The following is a 24820-nucleotide window of genomic DNA, read 5'->3' as shown; positions in this document are numbered from 1 at the left end:
CCCTATTTAACTAATAATCTGTTCGTATGTAGCTTTTACGAGTTATATAAATGGCAAGCTACTTGATGGCCAGGTCTCACCTCCTTTAAGGCAGGTTTCGTTTGGGCGCACTCTGCCATGGCATGTATACAGCGAGGATGAAACGCACAGCCTTTTGGCGGATCAATTGGACTTGGGACATCTCCCTGTAAAATAATACGCTGTTTTTTCTTTCGCGGATCTGGTTCAGGTATAGCCGATACAAGCGCTTGCGTATAAGGGTGCAATGGCTCTGCGTATAGACTTTTCTTATCAGCAATTTCCACTAAACCGCCTAGGTACATAACACCGATACGGTCACTCATATGTTTAACAACACTCAAATCATGGGCAATAAATAAAAAGGTTAGGTCGAATTCTTGTTGAAGTTCTTTAAGAAGGTTTAAAACTTGTGATTGGACAGAAACGTCGAGTGCCGATACCGGTTCATCAGCAATAATAAGTTTTGGACGAAGTGCAAGTGCACGTGCAATTCCAATCCGCTGACGCTGTCCACCGGAAAATTCGTGAGGATATTTATAGTATGCATCTTCCGGTAACCCTACTTTTGTAAGTAGATTCATAACTTCTGATTTTAATTGATTGGTTGATTTTCCTGTAAAATTCCGAATTGGTTCAGAAATAACATCTCCAACCATTTGCATTGGATTGAGGGAAGCATAGGGATCTTGAAAAACCATTTGAAAATCTTGTCTAATTTTACGGAGAGAAGTTCCTTTTACTTCTGTGATATCTTTACCATCGAAAATAATTTTTCCGCTAGTTGGTTCCAACAGTCTTAGAATCGTTCTTCCTGCCGTGGATTTTCCACAGCCAGATTCTCCTACTAGACCGAGCGTTTCTCCTTTTCGAATAGCAAAAGAAATACCGTCAACTGCTTTTACATCACCAATTTTCTTTCGAAAAAATCCGCCGTGAATAGGATAGTAGGTTTTTAAATGCTGAACTTCTAGCAATACATCTTTCACCGCTTTAGTCATTAGCTTGTCTTCACTCCTTTTGACGGATAGCTATTTTTATACAGCAGACATGCGACATCATGCCCCTGTGAATCCTGGCGAAGAACAGGCGTAACGGAACTGCAGTCTTCCATTGCATGAGGACATCGGTTAACGAAACGACAGCCTGTCCGCGGCATGTTTACAAGAGAAGGCACAATTCCTTTGATCGTATTTAATACTTCTACATCATCTTCCATGCGTGGAATTGAGTGAAGAAGCGCTTTCGTGTACGGATGTTTTGGGGCATAAAATAACGTATCAACATCTGTATGCTCAACAATTTTTCCGCCATACATGACAATCACTTCATCACACATCTCAGCAACTACTCCTAAATCATGTGTAATCATAATAATAGACATATCATTGCTTTCTTGAATCTCTTTTAGCAATTCTAAAATTTGAGCTTGAACCGTAACATCTAGGGCTGTTGTCGGCTCATCAGCAATTAAAAGTTTAGGCTGACAAGCTACCGCCATGGCAATCATGACACGCTGCCTCATTCCTCCTGACAGCTGATGCGGATATTCATCGACGAGCTTTTCAGATCTCGAAATACCAACGCTTTTTAAAAGCGCAATGCTTTTTTCACGCGCTTCCGCTTTCGATATATTCATATGGTTAAACAATACTTCCTGCAGCTGATACCCAATGGTTAACACAGGATTAAGGGATGTCATCGGTTCTTGGAAAATCATTGAGATGTCTTTCCCCCGCACATCATTCATCTCATCTTCTGATAAGTGCGTAAGATTCTTTCCTTTAAATAAAACGCTTCCGCTTCTAATTTGACTATTCACTTTAGGTAATAGCCCAATAACGGATAAAGACAATACGCTTTTTCCACAGCCAGATTCTCCTACAACTCCTACAATTCGCTTTCGTCCGACTTGAAACGACACGTCGTCCACAGCATTATGCCAGGAATCATTAATGGAAAAAGCAGTTTGTAAATTTTTTACTTCTAGTAAAGGTGTTGATTCGACGGGCTTTTTATCCATTTATAGTGCACACCTCATTTTTCTAAAAATTGTTATATTTGAATAAGATATTATTACAATTTTATTACAAAATCAATATATTTTGAAAATTAATTATATTTTTTATTTTTAAAATAATGATTTCTGAATATCTCTTCGGCACTTTAACGCACAAACCTCCTAATTTTTTGTTGGAAATAGGATAAAATTTACTATTTTCAACTTCAGGTATATAGAACTTGTTTTTTTACAGTTGGAACGCAGATTTTTTTAAGATAGTATTGGTGCTAAGAGGAAGCAGCTGGGTAGTAGTTAAAGTGTGAGGCTTCATACATGAAGTAACAAGATGATAACCAATATTGTAGCCCATCATTTCTGGATACCAATTTTGACCGAATAACAGTTGATCATATTTCTTTTCGTCAGCGTGCAGATTGTAATAAGGTTTAACATGCTTTTCCCACATTTTTTTAGCTTCTTCAATGGTATAATAATTTGTCCAAGGAGCTAAATATTTTTTACCACAATACTCCTCTACAGCTCTTTCAGCTAACCCTTCCATCATCATAGCGTCTAACAAAGTAATCGTTTCATCAGATTTATTAATGGCTTTTAGCCTGCAAACGTGATGGTATTCATGGGTAAGTACCGCTAACATTTCTTCATCGGATGTATGACTTGTCATAAACACAAATAATTTATCGGTAAAAGCGACACCTGCTCTTCCGTTAAATTCACGCTGCATTTTTCGATTTCTAGGATTGCTTGGAAGCAATAACACCGCTACATCGGGCCCATTCCATGCTTTTTTAAGCTTCTCGTAATGTGCTTTAACTTTCTTCCAAACCTGTCTTTTCTTCATTTCTTCTAGTTCTTTTATAAACATTAAAGAAGGCGGACACATTCCATAGTTAAAAAGTAATTCCATATATTCTTTTTCTTTTAATTTCTTAAAATAGCGCGCAAGATAACGGCTTATTTCTTTCGGCTCCGTCCAAGTAGAAGTTGAAACAATCGGCATGTTTTCCCCTCACTTTCTTCATCCTTTTGTTTCATGATATGTTCACTGCTACTCTTTTGGTTATTAAAAATAAAAAAATTCTAGGCATCAGCCTAGAATTTTTCATTATGCTTCGTATTTTTTAAAGATGATTGTTGCATTGTGACCGCCAAATCCAAGTGAGTTGCTTAGCACCGCTTTTACTTCCTGCTTACGCGCTTTGTTTGGAATGTAGTCTAAATCGCACTCTTCATCAGGTGTTTGATAATTAATTGTTGGAGGAAGAATACCGTCTTGAATTGCTTTCACACTAAAAATAGCTTCTACTCCACCAGCAGCTCCTAACAAGTGGCCAGTCATTGACTTTGTTGAACTAATTGCTACTTTTTGAGCGTGGTCACCAAATACTTCTTTAATAGCCATTGTTTCAAATTTATCATTGTATCCTGTACTTGTACCGTGAGCATTGATGTAATCAATATCACTTGGCTGTAGGCCTGCATCTTCAATCGCATGACGCATTGCACGAACGCCGCCTTCTCCTCCTGGAGCTGGCGCTGTGATATGGTGAGCATCTCCTGTCGAACCATAGCCCACAATTTCAGCATAAATACGTGCGCCGCGCGCTAGTGCATGTTCAAGCTCCTCAAGCACAATAACACCCGCACCTTCTCCCATAACGAAGCCGTCGCGGTCTTTATCAAACGGACGAGATGCTGTTGCAGGATCTGGATTTGTAGAAAGTGCTTTATTCGCACAGAAACCAGCAATAGATAAACGCGTGATTGGCGCTTCCGTACCGCCCGTCACCATCACGTCTGCATCTCCGCGTTGAATTACTTTAAACGCATCACCAATAGAGTTTGTACCTGTTGCACATGCCGTTACCGTACAAGAGTTCACGCCTTTCGCCCCTAAAGCAATAGAAACTTGTCCTGTTGCCATATCAGGAATCATCATCGGAATGAAGAATGGACTTACACGGCGGGCACCTTTTTCTAATAACGTTGAATATTGGTTTTCAAACGTTTCCATACCGCCAATTCCAGAACCAATCCAAACGCCAACGTTTGGAGCAATTTCTTCTGTAATAGTCAAATCCGCATCTTTAACAGCCGCCAATGCAGCTACCATTGCATATTGAGTAAAGCGATCCATCTTACGAGCCTCTTTGCGGTCAATAAAATCTTCCACGTTAAAATCTTTTACTTCAGCCGCTACTTTAGCCGGGAATTCATCTGCATCTAGTCTTGTTAAAGGACCAACGCCAGACACGCCTGCTACTGCGTTTTTCCAAGCTGTTTCTACATCATTTCCAATTGGTGTAAGCCCACCAAGTCCTGTTACAACTACACGTTTTTTATTCATCGTACATTCATCTCCTTCAGTTGCTTTAAAAATGTAGTGTTATTTTCCCCATCTAATAGCAATAGCTCCCCATGTTAAGCCGCCTCCGAAGCCAACCATTACAATTAAATCATCATCTTGAATTTTCCCTGCTTCAAGCTCATGAACAATTGAAATTGGAATCGATGCTGCTGATGTATTGCCGTAGTATTGGATTGTTTTAGACATTTTTTCTTCAGGCAAGTCTAATCGCTGTCTTGCAGCTTCCATAATACGAATATTCGCTTGATGAGGTACAAGAAAATCAACATCCTCTTTTGTTAAACCTGCTTTTTCAATTACATTAACAGCAGATTCCCCCATTTGTCGAACAGCAAACTTAAATACTTCACGTCCGTTCATGACAATATGATCAAGCTCGTTTTGATACAAGTGCTTGCCTCCCGTACCGTCGGACCCTAGTTCAAAGGATAAAATACCTCGTCCTTCTGATACAGGTCCCATTACAACTGCACCTGCTCCGTCTCCGAATAAAACAGCCGTGTTACGGTCGTCCCAATCTGTAATCTTAGAAAGCTTTTCTACACCGACCACTAATATATGCTTGTAAGCATTGGTTTCAATAAATTGCTTAGCTGTAATCATGCCGTACATAAACCCTGCACATGCGGCACTCACATCAAAAGAAGCTGCTTTTTTTGCTCCCAATTTTTCTTGTAGCATACATGATACTGTAGGAAACGGTTGATCTGGCGTTACCGTAGCAACAATGATCATGTCAATATCTTCTGCCTCGACGTTAGCTTTATGTAAAGCTTCAACTGCTGCTTTATAAGCTAAATCAGATGTGTCCTCGTTATCGGCTGCAATTCGGCGCTCTTGAATACCTGTGCGCGTACGAATCCACTCATCTGATGTATCCATTACTTTTTCAAGATCTAAATTTGTTACAACTTTCTCTGGTACATAACGTCCAATTCCTAGAACACCAGCGTTCATATCAACCTCTCCTTTAAATAAAAAGGCTTATATTCCTATAAAACCTATATCCGTCATTTCATTTATCGATTATATAATCAATTATTATGAGTTGGTACTAATTTTACTTCATTTTTTATTTTTTGTCTATATAGGTGTTCGTCCTACTCAGGTATCTATCATGCTACATATAGTAATCATACGGGACCCTCTTACTCTAGTATGGGACATTAGGTAAGAACTTACCCACCATTAAAATAGTGAAAGGAATGAGTATCATGGCAAGAAGACAAAGAAATGAAGCTTTTTCTGATTTTATGTTTGGAGCTAGGGGCAGAAAATCAAGAGAAGAAAGAGAGCGAGAGGAGTGGGAAAGATTATTTAAACAAATCGATGAAATTGTACTCGCCGTCGAAGAACTAGCTCCTCTTCTTAAACAGTTTGCCCCTTTAGTCGATTTATTTTCCAAACAAAAATAACAGCTCGGATTCTACCGAGCTGTTTTCTTTAGTTGTTTTCATTTTCAGCTAATGCATCTTGCTTGCCAAGCTCATAGGCGTCGCTCATTACTTTTGTTAGTAATGTCAATACCGGCTGCACGTGTTCCATTGATAACTCAACGCCTGTTTCATCTAAGATCTGCTTTGCTTCTGGCAAGTACTTCATTGCAATTTGCATGAATTGCATATTTTGCTCTTCCATAGTGAAATCTCCTTTATTAAAAAACATTTATTCCTCCTTATATTAGCGAATCTATTCTATAAGTACAACTTTCTCCTTTTAATGAAGAGGTAAAAAGAATGTTCTCATATGTTTTTTTTGCAGATAAATGCCTTCTTTAGCCGTTACTCTTGAAGAAAAATGCAGCAGTTCTTTCGCTTTCCTGCTGATTTCATATTTTTCTTGAGCCGCTTCTTCCTTCACCTCCATATGAGTAATGTTTGCTCCTGCGCTCCAAGGCTGTAACTTTTCTTCAACTAAATGAACCACTTCATATGAATATGCAGCAGTTTTACAGAGTCTAAGTGCACTGACGGCATCTTCAATATAAATAATAAAATCCGTGCCTTCCATAATGTTAAAAGCTTCTTCGTACCCGGCAATATTTTTAGAATAGCACATTGACAAAGGCTGCCAAGGTCCGTAAAGAGTCGGCGTTCTGACAATTATAATGGGCCATCCATCATCTTTATATTTTTCTATCATTCGCTCAAAATGAACGTATAGCCTTCCTTCACTACTGTCCGGTTCTGGAATCGTTGTTTCTTCAATCTTTCGCTGCTGGTCTCCAAATACGCGCATGGTAGAAACAAACACAAATCGAATGTTGAATTGACGGCATTTGTTAAGTGCTTGAATGAGCACTTGCTGGGCTTTTTGCATTTCTTGTCTTAAAAAAGCAGGATGATAAAAATCTCCTCCATCGAAATACGTGAAGTAGACAATATCCGTTTCTGAGGTAATCATATCTAATGACTCTCCTACTTCAGTCGATGCATAATTAGCGTTTCGCCCTAAGAAAAATTTCATCTCTTCCTGCAAATCATCTTCTTCTTTATGAGCAGAATGTGTATATCCTTTTACTTCTGTACCTTCGTCTAAAAAAGCCATACATAAATGAAAACCAATAAAGCGGTTTGCCCCTATTACTACTACATTTCCCATATCGCTTCCTCCAATTCTTCATTCATCATTTATTCAACAAAAAGCTTAAAGCCCTATAGTTATAGAGAGTACTCATTCCTTATTTCAAAGAAGTTCATCTGTAAAAGCATCACGAACTCTTTTTTTCCTTTTATCTCTTATACAAAAAGCCCCTATGATATGTATAATCATAGAAGCTTTGCTTATAACACTTTTTCATGCTGTTTATAAAATTGGAGAAGGGACCGTTCAAACAAATAGTTTTTTTCCGGCAAATAAAGTGAAAGCATAATCGGAGAGTGAAGTTCTTCACGATGTAGTTCATATTTTTTACTGTGTGCAATTGGATAATGAGTAGAGGCATTAGGCGCGGTCCATATCTTCACGGGCAGCGTTGATTTTAATTCTGTAACAGAAGGGTACTCCTTAATTAGCTTTGATACTTGCTTCCGCTCCACTTTATAAGCTTGAGTCAAGTCCTTCGTGAATTGTTTATAAAAGAATTTATTGTTTTTTTCATGTTCTGCATGCGTATGAAGATCAATACATGGATTTAGTAAACCAGCTGATCGAATGAACGTATTCCCGTCATTTTCCATTAGCTGCAGCGCTAACAGAGCCCCCATTCCTTCAGCTAAAATATGAATTCGTTTATTTAAAATTTCTTGTTTCATTACTAAATGATAAAGTTGTTTTGCAAGGTGATATGCTTCAGGGGACCCCCAATGCCGGCCATATAAATTGGAATAAAATACTGTGTATCCTTCATCTTGTAAACATTGCAACAGCTGTGACCTTCCGCCGTGCTGAATCCATAAGCTAGTTGAACTTTCAACAAAATGATCTTTATCACCCAATACTAACACACCGAAACCATTCGGTCGTTCAGGGACATGTACGACATTCCATTGCGTATCTAAGCTAAAAAAGCGTCGATGTATCATAGCTCTTCCTCCGTAACTTACTAGTTGTTCCATACAGTGTATGATAGAACCATCAAAAAGCGCACTAGAATAATGCCTATTTCTGACTTATTGCTCTTTTGTTTCTATGTGGGAACACGCCCCTTATTTATTCATAAAAAATTCAATTTCTTATTTGACTGCTATATGCTAAAATGAAATCAAACTGTACTGTAAACGAGGTGAATAGAATGCGTGTCGTAATGGCTTTTGTTTGGGGCTTTTTACTAATGAATATGGCAGTGTACGTAATCTCTGCAATGACGGGCGGTACTTACAGTTTCGCAACCGCTTCCATCCTTGGAGTAGTTTTCACGCTAGTTGTAATTTTGATTGGAGAACTGGGTGTACCGAATAAACCAGCAAATAATCACCACTAAAAAGTGTTGGCTGTAAAGCCAGCGCTTTTTTTATCTTTTGGCATAGGCTCTTCTCAGTACTTTCTTTCCTTACCTCGTATTCAAGACACAGGACTGAGAGTACTTTTCTAGATTTGTATATAGTCGGAATCATTGATTATCCCAAACTTTAACTATATAATTTTAGAATAATCAAACTATTAACTTTAGGAGTGAATACTGCTGTGACTAAAGAAAAAATTGGTTTTATCGGAACAGGCGTTATGGGTCAAAGCATGGCCGGGCATTTAATTGACGCAGGATATGAAGTCCTTGTTTATACACGAACAAAAACTCGTGCTCAAGCATTACTTGAAAACGGGGCCAAATGGAAAGAAACCGTTCGAGAAGTGGCCGAACAATCTGATGTTATTATCACCATGGTAGGCTACCCTCACGATGTAAAAGAGATTTATTTAGGCAAAGACGGCATTATACATAATGCAAAGAAAGGCTGCTATACAATTGATATGACGACATCGAGCCCTATACTTGCTCGTGAGATTTATCAAGCAGCAAAAGAGAAGCACATTCATGCGCTTGACGCTCCTGTTTCAGGAGGCGATATTGGGGCTCAGAAAGCAACATTAGCGATTATGGTAGGAGGCGATTCTGAAGCATTCTCTGCCGTTACGCCTATACTTGAAAAAATGGGGACAAATATCGTTCTTCAAGGAAGCGCTGGTGCTGGTCAACATACAAAAATGTGCAATCAAATCGCTATTGCCTCTAATATGATGGGTGTATGCGAAGCTATACTTTATGCTGAAAAAGCCGGATTAGATCCGAATACTGTTCTAAAAAGTATTGAAACAGGCGCAGCGGGAAGCTGGTCGTTAAGTAATTTAGCTCCTCGCATGATTAAAGGAGACTTCGAACCAGGTTTTTATATTAAACACTTCCTTAAAGATATGAAGATTGCCATTGAATCAGCTGAAGAAATGGAGCTGTATACACCAGGGCTAAAATTAGCAAAATCGCTTTATGAACAGCTCGAAAAACAAGGCGATGATAATAAAGGAACACAGGCTCTGTATACCCTTTTAAAACAGCATGCCCTAACTGTATAAAAACAGGCAGCTCATTACGAGCTGCCTGTTTTTATTAATGATTTACGCTTCATTTAACGAATTCATAAAACGACTGAATGCGAACTGCCCTTCAGCAGTTTGTTTAAATACACCTGCATGTTCTAAAATAGTTGCAAAGACCAAACCGAGCTCTTGTTGGAGAATGCTTTGGACATTTTCTGCTTCAATATGTGGATATTTTTTCTTGATTTGTTCGGCCCACTTCACGTGTTTTTTCACTTGATCATGTCTGCTGGCTAATTCGCTCAGGTTATTCTGAACTAACCCTTTGGCCACTAGACTCATTTCGTCTTTCAAACGACCGGGTAAAACCGCAAGCCCCATTACTTCAATTAAACCTATGTTCTCTTTTTTGATATGATGAACTTCTGCATGCGGATGATAAATGCCATCTGGATGTTTGCCGTTTGTTCGATTGTTTCGCAGTACTAAATCTAATTCATACAAATCTCCTCTTTTTCGAGCAATAGGCGTGACCGTGTTGTGAGGAGTTTGATCTGTAAAAGCTAAAATATCAGCACTTTGATCACTATATGATTTCCATTTCTTCGAAATGAAATCCGCTGCTTCCACTAATGGTGCAAGGCGCGAACTTTGAAGACGAACGACCGACATCGGCCAATGAACAATTCCAGCTTTCACGTCTGGATATGCTTTAAGAGAGAACAATTTATTTATTTTTGCTTTAGCCATAGGAAAATCATGATAGCCGCCTTGAAAGTGGTCATGAGTTAAAATAGATCCTCCTACGATGGGTAGATCTGCATTTGATCCTAAAAAATAATGTGGAAATTGTTCAACGAAGGCAAGCAGCCGCTTAAACGTTTGCTTTGAAATATGCATGGGTGTATGTTCACTCGCAAAAACAATGGCATGTTCATTATAATAAACATAAGGTGAAAACTGCATGTACCACAGCTCTTCCTGCAATTCCACAGGAATAATCCGGTGATTTTGACGAGCTGGGTGGTTAATGCGACCTGCATAACCAGCATTTTCTTTACAGAGAAGGCACAGCGGATAGTTGCTTTCCTTCAATGATTTGCTTGCTGCAATAGCTTTTGGATCTTTTTCCGGCTTTGATAAGTTGATGGTAATTTCAAGTTCTCCAAAGTCAGTGTTTGTTACCCATCTTTCGTTTTTAGCAATTCGATCTCTGCGAATATAGTGAATGTCTTTTGACAGCTTATAATAATAGCTTGTGGCTTTTTGAGGGCTTTGCTGATAGTGATCATAAAATGTCCGATTAACCTCTGAAGGCATGCTTGCAAAGCATCCCATTATTTTGGTATCGAATAAATCTCTATACGTGATAGAATTCTCGGCGATTCGATTGTTTTCTGCAGCCCAATCAAGCATGTTGTCTAAAATAGCAGCTGGATGTTCCAGACGTTCTTCATTGACTTCTACTATAATACATTCGTCGAGCCTTAACACTTCCAGCAGTTTATTTCTCACCACATCTATATCCCATTTTGTTAATAGATTCTTTTGTAAACCATATTGAATAAGTCGGGTGATTTCTTCATGAATGTTGACTGACATACACTCGTTCCTTTCTCTATCTGTTTTCTCTTATACTGCTTCTAATGTGAGTTCACGCGCTCCTTCTCCAACCGTCACCACATAAAATTCAGCTTCTAAACTCGTTTTCTCATAATAGGTATTCCTTACTTTTTCAACAAACCTATCAACCTGTGCTTTTTGTACGATGCTAATTGTACAGCCGCCAAAACCTGCACCTGTCATGCGTGATCCAATCACGCCTTCTTGCAGCCAAGCTGCTTCTACAAGAGCATCTAGTTCTTTCCCACTTACTTCATAGTCATCTCGCAGTGAGCAGTGCGATTCATTCATCAATTGGCCAAACCCTTTTAAATCACCGTTTTGCAATTTAGCAACCGCTTCTTTTGTGCGTTCATTTTCATATACCGCATGTTTAGCGCGCTTACAATCTACTTCGTTTTGTATCAAAGATTTGTGCTTTTCAAATTGCTCTTTGGTTAAATCTCCAAGCGAATTAATGGAAAGTGAAGTTTGCAAGTCTGACAGCGCTCTTTCACACTCCATGCGGCGTTCATTATATTTTGAGTCTGCCAGCCCTCTTCGCTTATTTGTATTAGAAATAACGAGCACAGCATCTGTTAATTGCAGCGGGCTATACTGGTATTCAAGAGTTTGACAGTTTAACAATACGGCTTGATTTTCCTTTCCCATTCCAATTGCAAACTGATCCATAATCCCGCAGCTTACGCCGATAAATTCATTTTCAGCTTGCTGCGCCATTTTTACAAGGTCCATCATATCAATATTCAATTCAAGAATTTTATTTAAAAGTACGCATGTGACTAACTCAATTGATGCCGACGATGAAAGCCCTGCTCCGTTAGGAATGTTGCCGAAAAACAAGATATCAAAACCAAAAGGAAGATCATATCCGTGCTTTTTAAAGGTGTCCATTACTCCTTTTGGATAATTAGCCCAATCATCTTCGGTTTTGTACGTTAATTGCTCTAAAGAGGATTCAATAACGCCTGCTTCAGAGAAGTTTTTAGAGTACATACGTATTTTTCGATCATGACGTTTTTGTACTACCGCATACGTTCCTATACTCAATGAACAAGGAAAAACATGCCCTCCATTATAATCAGTATGTTCTCCAATTAAATTGACACGTCCTGGCGCAAAAAAGCAGCGAATAGCTTCTGACGAATGAAATATTTGTTTGAACTCTTCGATTAATTTTCCCAGCATTTATTATCACCTATTTTAAGTAGTTTTTTGGAAACGGATTCATATGTACATTGTAAAGTCCAATTTTCCTTGCCTCAATGGTAAAATTACTATCGATAATCGGTACTTTTTTGCTTATCACTTTAAAAATGATTCTTTTGAATTGACGATGAACTACTCTTGCGCCAAAAAGGTGTTATCTTTATGTGAGCCTTGACTTGCAAATGATAAGAAAATAATAGATTTAGAGACATTCCCTAAAAATAATCACGATATTTTCAAAAAATTATAGAAAAATGAAAGCGATTACGTTAAAGTAAGAATTAAGTACTGCTTTATTTCAAAAAGAAGGTGAAAATTTGCTCTCACATTTCCAAACTCAAGAATATTCAACGTACGCATACAGGTTTTTAGAATCCCGCACAAATGAAGTTGCGCAGCTATGGTCGGTTGGATGGGATGAAGTTTTCTCTCCCCTTTATAACTGGAGCGGAAATCAGCGAAAAGACGTAGGGAAATATATTTTTCAATACACGGTTTCTGGGTACGGGATGATTGAAATAGATGGACAAGAATATAAAGTGGATGCTGGTAAAGCATTCATCGTCAATATACCTGGAAATTATCGCTATTACTTACCAAAGGAAAGTGAAAACTGGGAGTTTATTTTTCTTACATTATACGGAGATGAAGTACAAAAATGCTGGGATTATATTCAGTCAACCCACTCCCCTGTAATTAGGTTTCATCCTGAATCAGCACCTGTTCAGCTGCTTGCTCAAATATATAAGCGGGCAAGTGAAAAACATATAGCAGATCCATTTCATGCCTCAAGCTTATCTTACCGCTTTGTAATGGAGCTGTACCAATATATTAAAAGCATGGACAGTTTTACAGAAGATTGGCCTGAAAGTATCATTAGCTCTATTTTATTTGCCCGTAATCATTATCATGAAGAAATCGGTCCGGATGAAATGGCAGATGCAGCTCATTTATCTCGCTATCATTTTAGCCGGTTATTCAAACAAACAACTGGAATTACGCCGATTCAATATTTAACGAAGCTTCGCATTCAAAAAGCGGCCGAGCTATTGCATCAAACCAAGTATTCAATCGAAGAAATTGCTGAAAACGTCGGCTATGCAAATGCCAATTATTTAACAAAAGTATTTCGCAAAACAACCAATATGACACCCGGACAATATCGAAAAAGTGATGCATCCATTGATGAGCACTTTGCATTGCCAAAATAAAAACGACTTCCATAAAAGGAAGTCGTTTTTATTTTTTATCGGGAATTTCTACTACCACAGAACCTTTTTCGTAAATAAAAGTCAATTTTTTACCCGGGATAATCATATTTTCTAAAATATCTCGTGCAGCTTGAAGTGCAAACTCTGTCCGTTCTGCCTTTTCCTGCACTTCTTCATTTTCAGCTTGAAGATCATTTTTATCCAGCGCTCTTATTTTAGTTAATGCCTGATCTATAAAATCGTATGCTTCGTCATATATAAGCTCTATACGGTCCTTCATGTGCTCATTCATGCTCCTTTGCCCATTTTGTATTATCATAAATGAATTAGATATATTCTACAACCTAAAACTGAATAAGTTTTTACGCTTAGCTCTCATGTATTTTTCTTTTATTTCTTTTTATTTTTTTTAAAAAGAGAGCTGCTTTTAATAGCAAAAAAAGACCATTCAATTTATCATGAATGGCCTTTTTAGAAAACTTATACGCTGACAACAAACTCATCATCTTTTACATCAACTGTCACTTGACTATAATCTTCAATTTTCCCTGCAATTAATTCTCTGGCAATTTTTGTTTCAATATATTTTTGAATAAACCTTTTTAAAGGGCGAGCTCCGTATACCGGATCAAACCCGGAGGCTGCAATATAATTTTTTGCTTCTTCTGTTAACGTTAACGAAATATGACGATCGGATAAACGCTTTTCAAGCTGAAGCAATAGCTTATCAATAATCCCTTTTACTTCATGAACAGTTAGCGGTTTGAATAAAATCGTGTCGTCTACTCGATTTAAGAATTCTGGACGAAAATGCTGTCTTAATTGAGCCATCACTTGCTCTCTGGCTTTTTCAGTAATCTCGCCTTCACTTGTTAAACCGTCTAATAAAAATTGAGAACCGATATTCGACGTCATAATAATGACTGTATTTTTAAAATCAATGACTTTTCCTTTTGAATCTGTTGCTCTTCCATCATCTAGTATTTGAAGGAGCACATTAAATACTTCGGGATGGGCTTTTTCAATTTCATCCAACAAAACGACTGAATAAGGCTTGCGTCTCACCGCTTCCGTTAGCTGGCCGCCTTCTTCGTATCCTACATAGCCAGGAGGCGCTCCTATAAGCCTAGAGACCGCATGCTTTTCCATGTACTCAGACATATCAATACGAACCATTTGTTCTTCACTGTCAAATAAAGAATGTGCCAACGTTTTGGCTAGCTCCGTTTTTCCTACTCCGGTAGGTCCTAGGAAAATAAATGATCCAATCGGACGGTTCGGGTCTTTAATGCCTGCCCGTGCACGAATCACAGCATCCGTCACTAAGGATACGGCTTCGTCTTGTCCAATTACACGCTGCTGTAAAATTGACTCAAGCTTCAACAGCTTTTCTCTTTCCCCTTCAACTAGTTTTGATACTGGAATTCCCGTCCATCTTCCTACAATTTCAGCAATTTCTTCTTCTGTTACTTCTTCTCTTAACAAACGGTTTTCTTGTGCTTTTTCAGCAGCTGTTTCTTCCAGCTGTTTTAGTTCTTTTTCAAGAGCTGGAATGCGTCCGTGGCGAAGTTCAGCTGCTTTATTTAAATCATATTTCCCTTCAGCTTCTTCTAGGTCTCGCTTCGCTTTCTCAAGCTGCTCCCGGACATCTTGCACCGTCTGAATCGACTGCTTTTCTTTTTCCCACTGCAGCTTCATTGTATCTGCACGTTCTTTTAAATCAGAGACTTCTTTTCGAATTGCCTCTAACCTTGTGATGCTTGCTTGATCTGTTTCTTTACTTAATGCCGCTTCTTCAATTTCAAGCTGCATGACACGTCGTGTTACTTCATCTAATTCTGATGGCATCGAATCTATTTCTGTTCGAATGGTTGCGCATGCTTCATCAATTAAATCAATTGCTTTATCAGGTAAAAAGCGATCTGAGATATAACGATCAGACATAACCGCTGCTGAAACAATCGCTCGGTCGTGAATATTCACGCCGTGATGAATTTCAAATCGTTCTTTTAAACCACGCAAAATAGAGATTGTATCTTCTACTGAAGGTTCTTCAACCAGCACCTGTTGAAAGCGTCTTTCAAGCGCTGGATCTTTTTCAATATACTGACGGTACTCATCAAGAGTTGTAGCTCCTATACAGTGAAGTTCTCCTCTAGCAAGCATTGGTTTTAAAATATTCCCTGCATCCATCGCTCCATCCGTACGGCCTGCTCCAACGATTGTATGAAGCTCGTCAATGAATAAAAGAATTTGACCGTTGCTTTTCTTAACTTCTTGAAGAACAGCTTTTAAACGCTCTTCAAATTCTCCCCTGAATTTCGCTCCTGCTACTAAAGCTCCCATATCTAATGAAAAGATGGTTTTATCTTTTAATCCTTCAGGTACATCTCGGCGAACAATACGCTGTGCTAGACCTTCAACAATCGCTGTTTTACCAACGCCAGGTTCTCCGATCAAAACTGGATTGTTTTTTGTTTTTCGCGATAAAATGCGAATAACGCGGCGAATTTCTCCGTCTCGTCCAATGACTGGATCAATGTTCCCTGCTCGTACCTCTGCTACTAAGTCTCTTCCATATTTAGCTAACGCTTCATATGTGACTTCGGGATTTTGACTTGTAATTCGCTGATTTCCTCGAAGGCTGGTAAGCACATCTTGCAGAGCTTTTTTTGTTATACCGTGACTTGAAAATAACTTGCCATATTCACTAGAAGACGGTTCCTGTGCTAATGCTAAAAAGATGTGCTCAACTGAAACATAATCATCTTGCAAACGAGATGCTTCTTCTTGAGCTTTAACAAACAGCTGCTGAAGTTTATTCGTAATATAAACCTTCCCTGCTTCAGCACCACTTCCTGTAACGGCTGGTTTTTTCGCAAGCAATTGATTTACCTGCTGCTGAAAAGATTGATGATCTATATGTAAATGATCTAATATGCGAGGAGCAATACCATCTTGCTGATGAATGAGCGTATAAAGCAAATGAGCAATATCCACTTCCTGCTGATTTCGTTTAATAGCTTCGGACTGTGCTTCCATCACGCCTTCTTGCAATTTTTGGGTCATTTTATTTATATCCATTGAACATCCTCCTTCGATACATTTGACCTTTATTGACCTTTATTTCATTATACCCAGCAATAGGAAAACAAGTAAAGCCATTCAATTTAGAATGGCTTCTTTATTTTTTACTATTTAAGGCTTGCGCATGTACGTCCAGTGGCGATCATCGTTGGCCGTCTCTGGAAAACGCTCTCCTGCTTTTAATTTAACCTTTTGAGGATTATTTACGTTGCTTCCTGTTTCACCAATTTCAATATACACTCCGTTATTAGGAGCTTTTTGACCCGGTGTAAAATGACGATTTTGTCCCATTGTCCTGCCTCCTCATTCCTGAAATGAAATGTTCTCCTATACTATTCCCTTAAGATTTCTGTTTCATAATGGAGATGTTTTCATATTAGGAAGAGAAAAAGAGCAGACCTTTAGATCCGCTCTTTTATATTAATGAGTAAATTTAATAGCTTTTTCGATTTCAGTTTCTCCAGCTAGCATTTCAAACGTTTTTCCTATCGTAGCTTCTTCGTTTAGGCATTCTACAAGCACGGTTGCTACATCTGCTCGGGGAATCGTCTGAGATTTATCTTCAATATCATTATTGATATCAATTTTCCCAGTAGCTTGATCATTCGATAAAGTTCCTGGTCGTACAATTGTATACTGTAGATTAGACTGCTTTAGGTATTCATCCGCTATCGCTTTAGCACGCAGGTAAAGCTGTAAGCCTTCTGGTCCTTGCTCAGGTGCGTCTGTTCCCATTGAACTTAACATAACAAAGCGCTTTACACCTTGATTTTTTGCTTCATCAATGATATTTTTAGCACCGTTTTGATCTACAGCGATTGTCTTTTTGTCTCCGGTATGTCCTCCAGAACCTGCTGCAAATATGACAGCGTCCATACCTCTTAAAGCATCTGAAACATCTTGCTCCAAGTCAGCAAGCACAACGTTGGCACCTAGCTTCTTTAACGCGTCTGCTTGCTTTTCGTCGCGAATCATCGCATAAGCTTCGTGCTGCTTGCTGTTTGCAACTTTTTCTACCACTTGTTTTCCCGTTGTTCCGTTTGCTCCAACAACTAATACTTTCATCATAAATCACCTTTCGTTCTGTTTAGTATACAATGGGTGTTCCCTCAATTAATTCCCTTTAAACAAAAAACCCCTTCTGATATTCTCAGAAAGGGTTTTTCTCTTAAGCTAAAATGGCTTGTAGCAAAGCTTTTTGTACATGCATACGATTTCCAGCCTGCTGAAAGACAACAGAATTTGGTCCGTCAATAATGCTTGCTGTTACTTCTTCTTCCCGATGCGCAGGCAAACAGTGCAGAAATAAATAGTCTGACTTAGCATAGGCAGCTAGTTCTTCATTTACTTGATAAGGAGCAAATATTTTCAAGCGCTGCTGTGCTTCTTCTTCCTGTCCCATACTTGTCCATACGTCTGCATAAATAGCATCGGCATTTTTCACAGCCTCTACAGGATCTTTTGTAATCGTAACCTTCGCACCTGTTGTAGCAGCTATTTCGTTAACATAAGCTGTTACAAAGTCTTTTGGCTCATAACCATCAGGGCATCCAATTGAAATATCTATCCCCATTTTTGCACATGCAATCATTAACGAATGCGCTACATTATTTCCGTCTCCAACATAAGCTACTTTTAGCCCTTCAAATGATTTCTTGTGCTCGTAAATTGTTAATAAATCAGCTAGAGCCTGACAAGGATGATAATCATCTGTCAAACCATTAATAACGGGAATGGATGCGTAATCTGCAAGCTCTTCGATCTTGCTGTGTTCAAACGTACGAATCATTATAGCATCGATGAATTCAGATAGTACGCGTGCTGTATCAGCAATCGTTTCTCCGCGTCCAATCTGTAAATCTTGGCTGCTTAAAAAGAGGGCGTTTCCTCCAAGCTGCATCATTCCCGCTTCAAATGAAACTCTTGTTCTTGTTGAAGATTTTTCAAAAATGAGCCCCAGCGTTTTTCCTTTTAACGATGTTACGATTTCACCATTTTTATGCTTTTGTTTCAGCTCAATGGCGTTTTCCAAAAGTGACATAATATCGTCTGATGATAAATCTTTAAGCGTAAGCAAATCTTTTCCTTTTAAATTGGTATTTACCGATACTGTACTCATGATACTGTCACTTCCTTTTTAGTTTTTTGAAACCATTCTTGTAGTGATGAAACCTGATATTCATCGACTTGGAACGATTGGAAAAATAGCGATGCCGTTTCTGCCTCCGTCATGACCATCAAACCGTGTTTTAATGCTGACATACGGCTTTCTTTATCTTCAGGCTGTAAGCTTACGTATAATAAAGCTTCTTTCGTTTTCACCCATTCACTAACTTCTTTATCTTTAACAAGAGTTAAGCCCGCGCTTTGCACAAGTGCTTCAAGACCTTGCGCTTCTCCGTTGATATATACTTCCGCAGCACCGTTTTTACTTAACACATACTGATGGAATACTTTTTTTGCTGCTTCTTCAATCGTTGAAGAAATCGCAATTCCTTCACCAGTTGACTTCATTTCCGGTCCAACAAGTGGATCAACTCCTGATAATTTACTTGTCGAAAACACTGGAAACTTGATAGTTGTGTAAGCCGGATCTGGCAATAAACCTAGCTTTTCACTAATTTCCGACAATGATTTCCCAAGCAATATTTGAGTTGATAGCGAAACAAGCGGCGTGTTGCATACTTTGCTTACTACAGGCACTGTACGGCTGGCACGCGGATTAACTTCCAGCATGTAGACTTCATCGTTGTAAATAACATATTGGATATTCATAATCCCTTTATATTGAAGTTTGTTTACAATTTTTTGAGCGTAGCTCACCATTTTTTCTTTATGTGCTGCTTCTACTGTTTTGGCTGGTAAAAGCGCATAGCTGTCTCCTGAATGAACCCCGGCTTTTTCAATATGTTCAACGATTGTCGGAATCAACACATCTTTTCCGTCTGCTACCACATCAACTTCTGCTTCTTTTCCAGGGAAGTAAGCATCAATAAGCATTGGGAAATGAGACGCTTTAATAGCCGGTAAACAAGCCTGAAGCTCTGTTTCGTTTTGAATTGTCAGCATCCCTTTTCCGCCAATTACGTAAGAAGGACGAATAAGTAATGGGAATCCCATATCTTTTGCTTTTTGGACAAGCTCTTGCTCATCTTTCGCCATTTCACCTGGGATATGAGGGATATCACACTCATCTAAAAGCTTGTAAAACAAGTCACGATCTTCAAGTGCATCAATGACATCATTTGTAATCCCTAGTAAATTGACGCCAGCTTCTTCTAGCCCTTTAACAAGCGAAATAGCTGTTTGACCTCCGTATTGAACAATTACATCCTTCACATTTTCAGCATCAAGAACATTTAATACGTCTTCTACTGTTACAGGTTCAAAATATAAGCGATCTGCTACTTCAAAATCCGTACTTACCGTTTCTGGATTATTGTTAATTAAAATCGTTTCGTATCCTTCTTTTTCAAGAGCTAGCACACCATGTACAGAGCTGTAGTCGAACTCTACTCCTTGCCCGATACGAATTGGTCCAGAACCGATAATCGCAACTTTTTTATTCGTTGATGGTTCAATTTCGCTCTCCCCGTAATAACTGGAATAGAAATAAGCCGTTGAAGATTCAAACTCCGCTGCACATGTATCCACCATTTTATAACTCGGCGTAATATGTAGTGCTTTACGCTTCGCTCTTACGTCAAGCTCAGGCACATTCCATACGTTTGCTAGATACGCATCTGTAAATCCATGCTCTTTCACTTGCTTGAAGTGTTCAGCTGTAATCGAATCAAAACGCACTTCCTTTAAAGAGGCTTCCATTTTAATCAGCTGTGCAAAGTGTGTTAAATAGAAATAATCAATTTGCGTTACTTCATGGATATACTCAGGCGTTGTGCCACGGCGTAAAAGCTCTAAGATAACAAAAATACGTTCATCGCTTTGTTCGCTAAGCTTGCTTTTTAATTCATCCGTTGAAAGTTCTTGCAGTTCTTCTACTTCTAATCCTTGTAAGTCAATTTCTAAAGAAGACAATGCTTTTTGGAAGCTACGTGTAAAGTTACGGTCAATAGCCATTACTTCTCCAGTTGCTTTCATTTGCGTACCAAGCGTTCTTTCAGCGTAGAAAAACTTGTCAAACGGCCATCTTGGAAATTTGACTACTACGTAGTCAAGAGCAGGTTCAAAGCTTGCATACGTGTCTCCTGTGACAGGATTTAATAACTCATGAAGCGTGTAGCCTACCGATAGCTTTGCAGCAATTTTGGCAATCGGATAGCCCGTTGCTTTTGATGCAAGAGCAGACGAACGGCTCACACGCGGATTTACTTCAATTAGATAATACTGCTTGCTTTTTGGATCAAGCGCAAACTGGATGTTGCAGCCCCCAATAATGCCAAGCGATGAAATAATTTTAACTGAAGCAGAGCGAAGCATTTGATATTCCACGTCTGTTAACGTTTGAGAAGGAGCAACGACTACCGAATCTCCAGTATGGACGCCTACGGGATCGATGTTTTCCATATTACAAATTGTGATGCACGTATTGTTCACGTCACGCATAACCTCGTACTCAACCTCTTTAAATCCAGCGATGCTTTTTTCAATTAAGCATTGAGTAATAGCACTTTCACGCAAACCTGACGCTGAAAGCTTTTCAAGCTCTTCCATAGAATGAGCAATTCCTCCGCCCGTTCCGCCTAACGTATAAGCAGGACGTACAATAACAGGAAAACCAATTTTCTCGGCAAAAGCTAACGCTTCTTCTACTTTTGTGACAACTTCACTTTCCGGCACCGGTTCATTCAGTTCATTCATCAATGCACGGAACTCTTCACGGCTTTCACCTTTTTTGATTGATTCAATCGGTGTTCCTAAAAGTTTCACATCGTATTTCGGCAAAATGTTTTGTTCATGAAGCTCAAGGGCTAAGTTTAAACCCGTCTGTCCGCCTAATGTGGCTAACAAACCATCCGGCTTTTCTTTTGCAATAATTTTCTCCACGCAGTCTACTGTTAATGGTTCAAAATAGATTCGATCTGCTACGTGAGTGTCCGTCATAATTGTAGCTGGATTATTATTGATTAAGATAACTTCATAATCTTCTTCTTTTAATGACAAGCATGCCTGAGTTCCTGAATAATCAAATTCTGCTGCTTGCCCGATTACGATTGGTCCTGATCCGATTACTAAAATCTTTTTTAACGTTTGGTCTTTAGGCATATACTTTTCCGCTCCCTACTTGCTGTACTTTCGTCATAAATTCATCAAAGATATACGTGCTGTCACTTGGTCCAGGATGTGCTTCTGGATGGTATTGAACCGACATAACAGGAAGGTCTTTATGCATTAAACCTTCAACCGATCCGTCATTCACATTTTTAAATCGAACGTTTAATGGCGTAGACGTAATCGTCTGTTCGTCTACGACATAGCTATGGTTTTGAGACGTCATACACACTTTGTTATTCGTTAAATCAATTACAGGCTGATTAGCTCCTCGGTGACCGAACGCCAGCTTTTTGGTTTGTGCCCCAAAAGCAAGCCCAATTAACTGATGTCCAAAGCAAATTCCCAAAGTTGGATAAGATGAAATAATTTCTTTTAATTCATCCAGCTGACTGCTCACTTGAGTTGGATCTCCAGGTCCGTTTGATAAGACAATGCCATCCGGCTGCAGTTCTTTTACTTTTGAAGAACTTGTAGAATAAGGAACAACTGTTACTTTGCACTCTCGATTTAACAGCTCTTGTAAAATTGATTTTTTATAGCCAAAGTCCATTAATACAACGTGTTTTTCACCGTTTCCGTAAGTAACAGGCTCTTTTGTTGATACTTCTTTTACTACATATCCATCGCATTCAGCAGTAAATGCTGGCGGCTCAGCAGATGTCGAAAAGGCAGATTGCATCGTACCTTCTTTTCGAATTCGTTTTACGACCGCTCTCGTATCCACATGTGTAATAAGCGGAATGTTCCATTTCTTTAAATATTGTTTAAAGCTGTACATCGCTTCGTAATGGAACCCTTCATCTGAACATTCGTATACGACAACGCCTGCTACATGAGGCTTTTTGCTTTCATAATCTTTTTCATTGATACCATAGTTCCCAATCAAAGGGTACGTAAAGACGATAATTTGATCTTTGTAAGATGGATCAGTCACAACTTCTTGATAACCAGTCATTCCAGTAAAGAAAACAATTTCTCCTTCTGCCTGGTGCGTTGCTGTATGTTCAATGTGTCCGGCGAACGAATCGCCGTTTGCTAAGTGTAAATATCCGTTCATTGTGCATCCCTCTTCGAATAATTATTTATAAAACAGAATTTTTATACAAACATATTCAAAAAAATTTGTATTATGAAGTAATTTTTGTTTGGCTAAACGCTTCTTCAATGATATGAATCGCTTGGTCCAACTCTTCTTTTGTTACAGTTAAAGGCGGCAGCAATCGTACTACGTGCGGTCCTGCTCCCAGTGCTAGCAATCCTTTTTCACGCATAGCTGCAAGCAATGCTGACTGATGTTCTCCGCATTCAATTCCAATCATAAAACCTTTTCCACGAACATCGGTTACAAATGAATAATCTGCTATGCTATTTTTCAAAGCATTGGTAAAATAAAGGCTTTTTTCTGTAACCTCTGCCAAAAATGCTTCATTAAAAATAATGTTTAAGGTTGCTTTGGCTGAAGCTAGTGCAATTGGGTTTCCTCCAAAGGTTGTTCCGTGAGTACCAGGTCCAAATGCATCTTTGAGATAGCCTTTTCCAATCATCGCACCAACCGGCATTCCGCTTCCTAACCCTTTGGCTGCTGTAATAATGTCTGGTGACACGTTAAAATGCTGATAAGCGAACGGTTTTCCTGTTCTGCCGATTCCAGTTTGCACTTCATCGACTATAAACAGTGCTTCGTGCTTTTTACACAGCTCTTGAATGGTTAATAAAAATGCTTCGGTTCCTGGAACCACTCCGCCTTCTCCTTGAATGACTTCAACCATAATTGCTGCTACGCTATCGTCCATTTCTTGTTTTAATGCTTCTTCATCATTGTATGGCACGTAAACAAACTCATTAACAAGAGGACCGAAGCCATCATGAATTTTTGCCTGCCCTGTAGCTGTCATTGTAGCAAATGTACGTCCATGAAATGATTTTGTAAACGTAATAATTTTGTGTTTTTGCGTGTACTTGCGCGCTAATTTAATCGCCGCTTCGTTGGCTTCTGCACCGCTGTTACAGAAAAATACTGCATCACCGTTTGAGTGTTCCAAAAGCTTACCTGCTACGTCTTCTTGAATCGATTGATGAAATAAATTTGACACGTGCCACACTTTATTTAACTGCTCTTCGACCGCTTTTTGAACATCAGGATGACGATGACCTACGTTACAAACAGCGATACCTGAAATAAAATCTAAATACTCATTTCCTTTGTTATCTATTAATTTTGTTCCTTGCGCCTCTTCCACATGGATATCAAACCGTTGATATGTTGGAAACAATGAACTCATCGCTATCTTCTCCACCTTTTCCACTATATTTAATTGCTGTACCAATCAGCTTTCCTTCCTTATCTAAAAATCCATCAGTTCCGCTAATAATATGAACTTCTTCAAGCAAAGGAGATAACGCATTTACCGCTGATGTTACTTTCGGAATCATTCCGCCGTAAATTACTTTTTCTTCAATAAGTGCATCAATCTCTGACTTTGTAAGCTCAGGAAGCAATGCTCCATCCTTTAACACACCTTTTACATCCGTTACAAACATCAGCTTTTCAGCATTTACTGCTTGTGCAACGGCTCCAGCTGCCACGTCAGCATTAATATTATAGCTATTGCCTTCTTCATCGGCTCCAATGGAAGAAATAACTGGAATATACTGACTGTCAGTTAGTTGTTTTAATAATGTATCATTTACGCCTTTTACTTCTCCAACGTAACCTAGACGTTCAACATCGATAGCCTCTGCTTTAAGCAATAATCCATCAATTCCTGATAGTCCTACCGCTTTTAAGTTCGCTTTTTGTAGTTCTTTTACAAGCTGCTTATTAACCTTGCCTGCTAATACCATCGTCACAACTTCTAATGCTTCTTTGGACGTTTTTCGAAGCCCATCTACAAATTCCGTTTCAATGTGAAGTTTGGTAAGCGTATCTTGAATATCAGGCCCGCCTCCGTGCACAACAATGATTTGATATCCACTCGCTTTTAACTGCTGAATACTTTCAAAAAAAGCGCTTGTTAACTGATTGACAATGCTGCCTCCGCATTTTACAACGACGATTTTTTCACTGCTCAT

Annotated in this window: 23 protein-coding genes; 4 read left to right on the top strand and 19 right to left on the bottom strand. The window is 38.9% G+C overall.

Features of this window, described 5'->3' with window-relative positions; all coding sequences use genetic code 11:
• Positions 1-35: 35 nt before the first annotated feature.
• The 5 genes from JNUCC25_RS03570 to JNUCC25_RS03550 form a co-directional block, all read right to left on the bottom strand.
• Positions 36-1019 carry an ABC transporter ATP-binding protein gene (locus tag JNUCC25_RS03570; RefSeq protein WP_013055408.1) on the bottom strand — a complete coding sequence of 328 codons (984 nt, stop codon included), beginning with the start codon at positions 1017-1019 and terminating at the stop codon, positions 36-38.
• Entirely contained in the window at positions 1019-2041 is a 1023-nt protein-coding gene (locus tag JNUCC25_RS03565) for an ABC transporter ATP-binding protein (RefSeq protein ID WP_013055407.1), read from the bottom strand. Before JNUCC25_RS03565 ends, JNUCC25_RS03570 begins: the two co-directional genes overlap by 1 nt.
• 226 nt (positions 2042-2267) lie before the next feature.
• Positions 2268-3041 (bottom strand): DUF2268 domain-containing protein, encoded by a 774-nt coding sequence (locus JNUCC25_RS03560; protein WP_454222780.1) that lies wholly within the window; start codon positions 3039-3041, stop codon positions 2268-2270.
• A 105-nt stretch (positions 3042-3146) separates the two neighbouring features.
• Positions 3147-4388 (bottom strand): beta-ketoacyl-ACP synthase II, encoded by a 1242-nt coding sequence (gene fabF, locus JNUCC25_RS03555; protein ID WP_013055405.1) that lies wholly within the window; start codon positions 4386-4388, stop codon positions 3147-3149.
• Positions 4389-4427: 39 nt separating this feature from the next.
• Complete coding sequence (locus tag JNUCC25_RS03550; protein ID WP_013055404.1) at positions 4428-5366, bottom strand: beta-ketoacyl-ACP synthase III; 939 nt, start codon at positions 5364-5366, stop codon at positions 4428-4430.
• Positions 5367-5623: 257 nt separating this feature from the next.
• Between JNUCC25_RS03550 and JNUCC25_RS03545 the strand changes: the two genes are divergently transcribed.
• The gene (locus JNUCC25_RS03545) at positions 5624-5824 is read left to right on the top strand and encodes a hypothetical protein (protein ID WP_029324750.1); all 201 of its coding nucleotides are present in this window, start codon (positions 5624-5626) and stop codon (positions 5822-5824) included.
• A gap of 28 nt (positions 5825-5852) precedes the next feature.
• On the opposite strand, the gene JNUCC25_RS03540 is transcribed toward JNUCC25_RS03545, so the two are convergent.
• From JNUCC25_RS03540 to JNUCC25_RS03530, 3 genes are all read right to left on the bottom strand, one after another.
• Complete coding sequence (locus tag JNUCC25_RS03540; RefSeq protein ID WP_029324748.1) at positions 5853-6047, bottom strand: ComZ family protein; 195 nt, start codon at positions 6045-6047, stop codon at positions 5853-5855.
• Positions 6048-6125: 78 nt separating this feature from the next.
• Complete coding sequence (locus tag JNUCC25_RS03535) at positions 6126-7010, bottom strand: NAD-dependent epimerase/dehydratase family protein (RefSeq protein ID WP_013055402.1); 885 nt, start codon at positions 7008-7010, stop codon at positions 6126-6128.
• A 182-nt stretch (positions 7011-7192) separates the two neighbouring features.
• Complete coding sequence (locus JNUCC25_RS03530; RefSeq protein WP_013055401.1) at positions 7193-7933, bottom strand: hypothetical protein; 741 nt, start codon at positions 7931-7933, stop codon at positions 7193-7195.
• Between the two features lie 209 nt (positions 7934-8142).
• On the opposite strand from JNUCC25_RS03530, the gene JNUCC25_RS03525 reads away from it, so the two are divergent.
• Positions 8143-8331 (top strand): YjzD family protein, encoded by a 189-nt coding sequence (locus tag JNUCC25_RS03525; RefSeq protein WP_013055400.1) that lies wholly within the window; start codon positions 8143-8145, stop codon positions 8329-8331.
• Positions 8332-8534: 203 nt separating this feature from the next.
• Entirely contained in the window at positions 8535-9419 is an 885-nt protein-coding gene (locus tag JNUCC25_RS03520; protein ID WP_029324745.1) for an NAD(P)-dependent oxidoreductase, read from the top strand.
• A 42-nt stretch (positions 9420-9461) separates the two neighbouring features.
• Here JNUCC25_RS03520 and galT read toward each other — a convergent pair whose 3' ends face one another.
• Positions 9462-10985, bottom strand: a complete 1524-nt coding sequence (galT, locus tag JNUCC25_RS03515; RefSeq protein ID WP_078081463.1) for a UDP-glucose--hexose-1-phosphate uridylyltransferase — start codon at positions 10983-10985, stop codon at positions 9462-9464.
• 30 nt (positions 10986-11015) lie between these two features.
• The gene (locus tag JNUCC25_RS03510; protein ID WP_057239519.1) at positions 11016-12194 is read right to left on the bottom strand and encodes a galactokinase; all 1179 of its coding nucleotides are present in this window, start codon (positions 12192-12194) and stop codon (positions 11016-11018) included.
• 338 nt (positions 12195-12532) lie between these two features.
• On the opposite strand from JNUCC25_RS03510, the gene JNUCC25_RS03505 reads away from it, so the two are divergent.
• Entirely contained in the window at positions 12533-13426 is an 894-nt protein-coding gene (locus JNUCC25_RS03505) for a helix-turn-helix domain-containing protein (RefSeq protein WP_013055396.1), read from the top strand.
• A 28-nt stretch (positions 13427-13454) separates the two neighbouring features.
• Here the strand turns inward: JNUCC25_RS03505 and JNUCC25_RS03500 are convergent, their stop codons facing one another.
• The 9 genes from JNUCC25_RS03500 to argB all read right to left on the bottom strand — a co-directional run bounded on the left by JNUCC25_RS03500 (position 13455) and on the right by argB (position 24820).
• Positions 13455-13706 carry a hypothetical protein gene (locus JNUCC25_RS03500; RefSeq protein ID WP_014461601.1) on the bottom strand — a complete coding sequence of 84 codons (252 nt, stop codon included), beginning with the start codon at positions 13704-13706 and terminating at the stop codon, positions 13455-13457.
• Between the two features lie 200 nt (positions 13707-13906).
• On the bottom strand, positions 13907-16510 hold the full coding sequence (gene clpB, locus JNUCC25_RS03495; protein ID WP_053486826.1) for an ATP-dependent chaperone ClpB: 2604 nt from the start codon (positions 16508-16510) through the stop codon (positions 13907-13909).
• Positions 16511-16624: 114 nt separating this feature from the next.
• Complete coding sequence (locus JNUCC25_RS03490; RefSeq protein ID WP_013055394.1) at positions 16625-16804, bottom strand: YjzC family protein; 180 nt, start codon at positions 16802-16804, stop codon at positions 16625-16627.
• A gap of 129 nt (positions 16805-16933) precedes the next feature.
• On the bottom strand, positions 16934-17578 hold the full coding sequence (locus tag JNUCC25_RS03485; RefSeq protein WP_013055393.1) for an SDR family oxidoreductase: 645 nt from the start codon (positions 17576-17578) through the stop codon (positions 16934-16936).
• A 103-nt stretch (positions 17579-17681) separates the two neighbouring features.
• Positions 17682-18632 (bottom strand): ornithine carbamoyltransferase, encoded by a 951-nt coding sequence (gene argF / locus JNUCC25_RS03480; RefSeq protein WP_454222775.1) that lies wholly within the window; start codon positions 18630-18632, stop codon positions 17682-17684.
• On the bottom strand, positions 18629-21739 hold the full coding sequence (locus JNUCC25_RS03475) for a carbamoyl phosphate synthase large subunit (RefSeq protein WP_454222773.1): 3111 nt from the start codon (positions 21737-21739) through the stop codon (positions 18629-18631). Before JNUCC25_RS03475 ends, argF begins: the two co-directional genes overlap by 4 nt.
• Entirely contained in the window at positions 21732-22805 is a 1074-nt protein-coding gene (locus JNUCC25_RS03470) for a carbamoyl phosphate synthase small subunit (RefSeq protein WP_013055390.1), read from the bottom strand. The genes JNUCC25_RS03475 and JNUCC25_RS03470 overlap by 8 nt, the downstream gene beginning before the upstream one ends.
• Positions 22806-22875: 70 nt before the next feature.
• Positions 22876-24030, bottom strand: a complete 1155-nt coding sequence (locus JNUCC25_RS03465) for an acetylornithine transaminase (protein ID WP_029324719.1) — start codon at positions 24028-24030, stop codon at positions 22876-22878.
• Positions 23996-24820, bottom strand: a complete 825-nt coding sequence (gene argB, locus JNUCC25_RS03460; RefSeq protein ID WP_013055388.1) for an acetylglutamate kinase — start codon at positions 24818-24820, stop codon at positions 23996-23998. The genes JNUCC25_RS03465 and argB overlap by 35 nt, the downstream gene beginning before the upstream one ends.

Source organism: Priestia sp. JNUCC 25, assembly GCF_053667915.1.
This window is presented reverse-complemented; position numbering and strand designations above follow the sequence as displayed.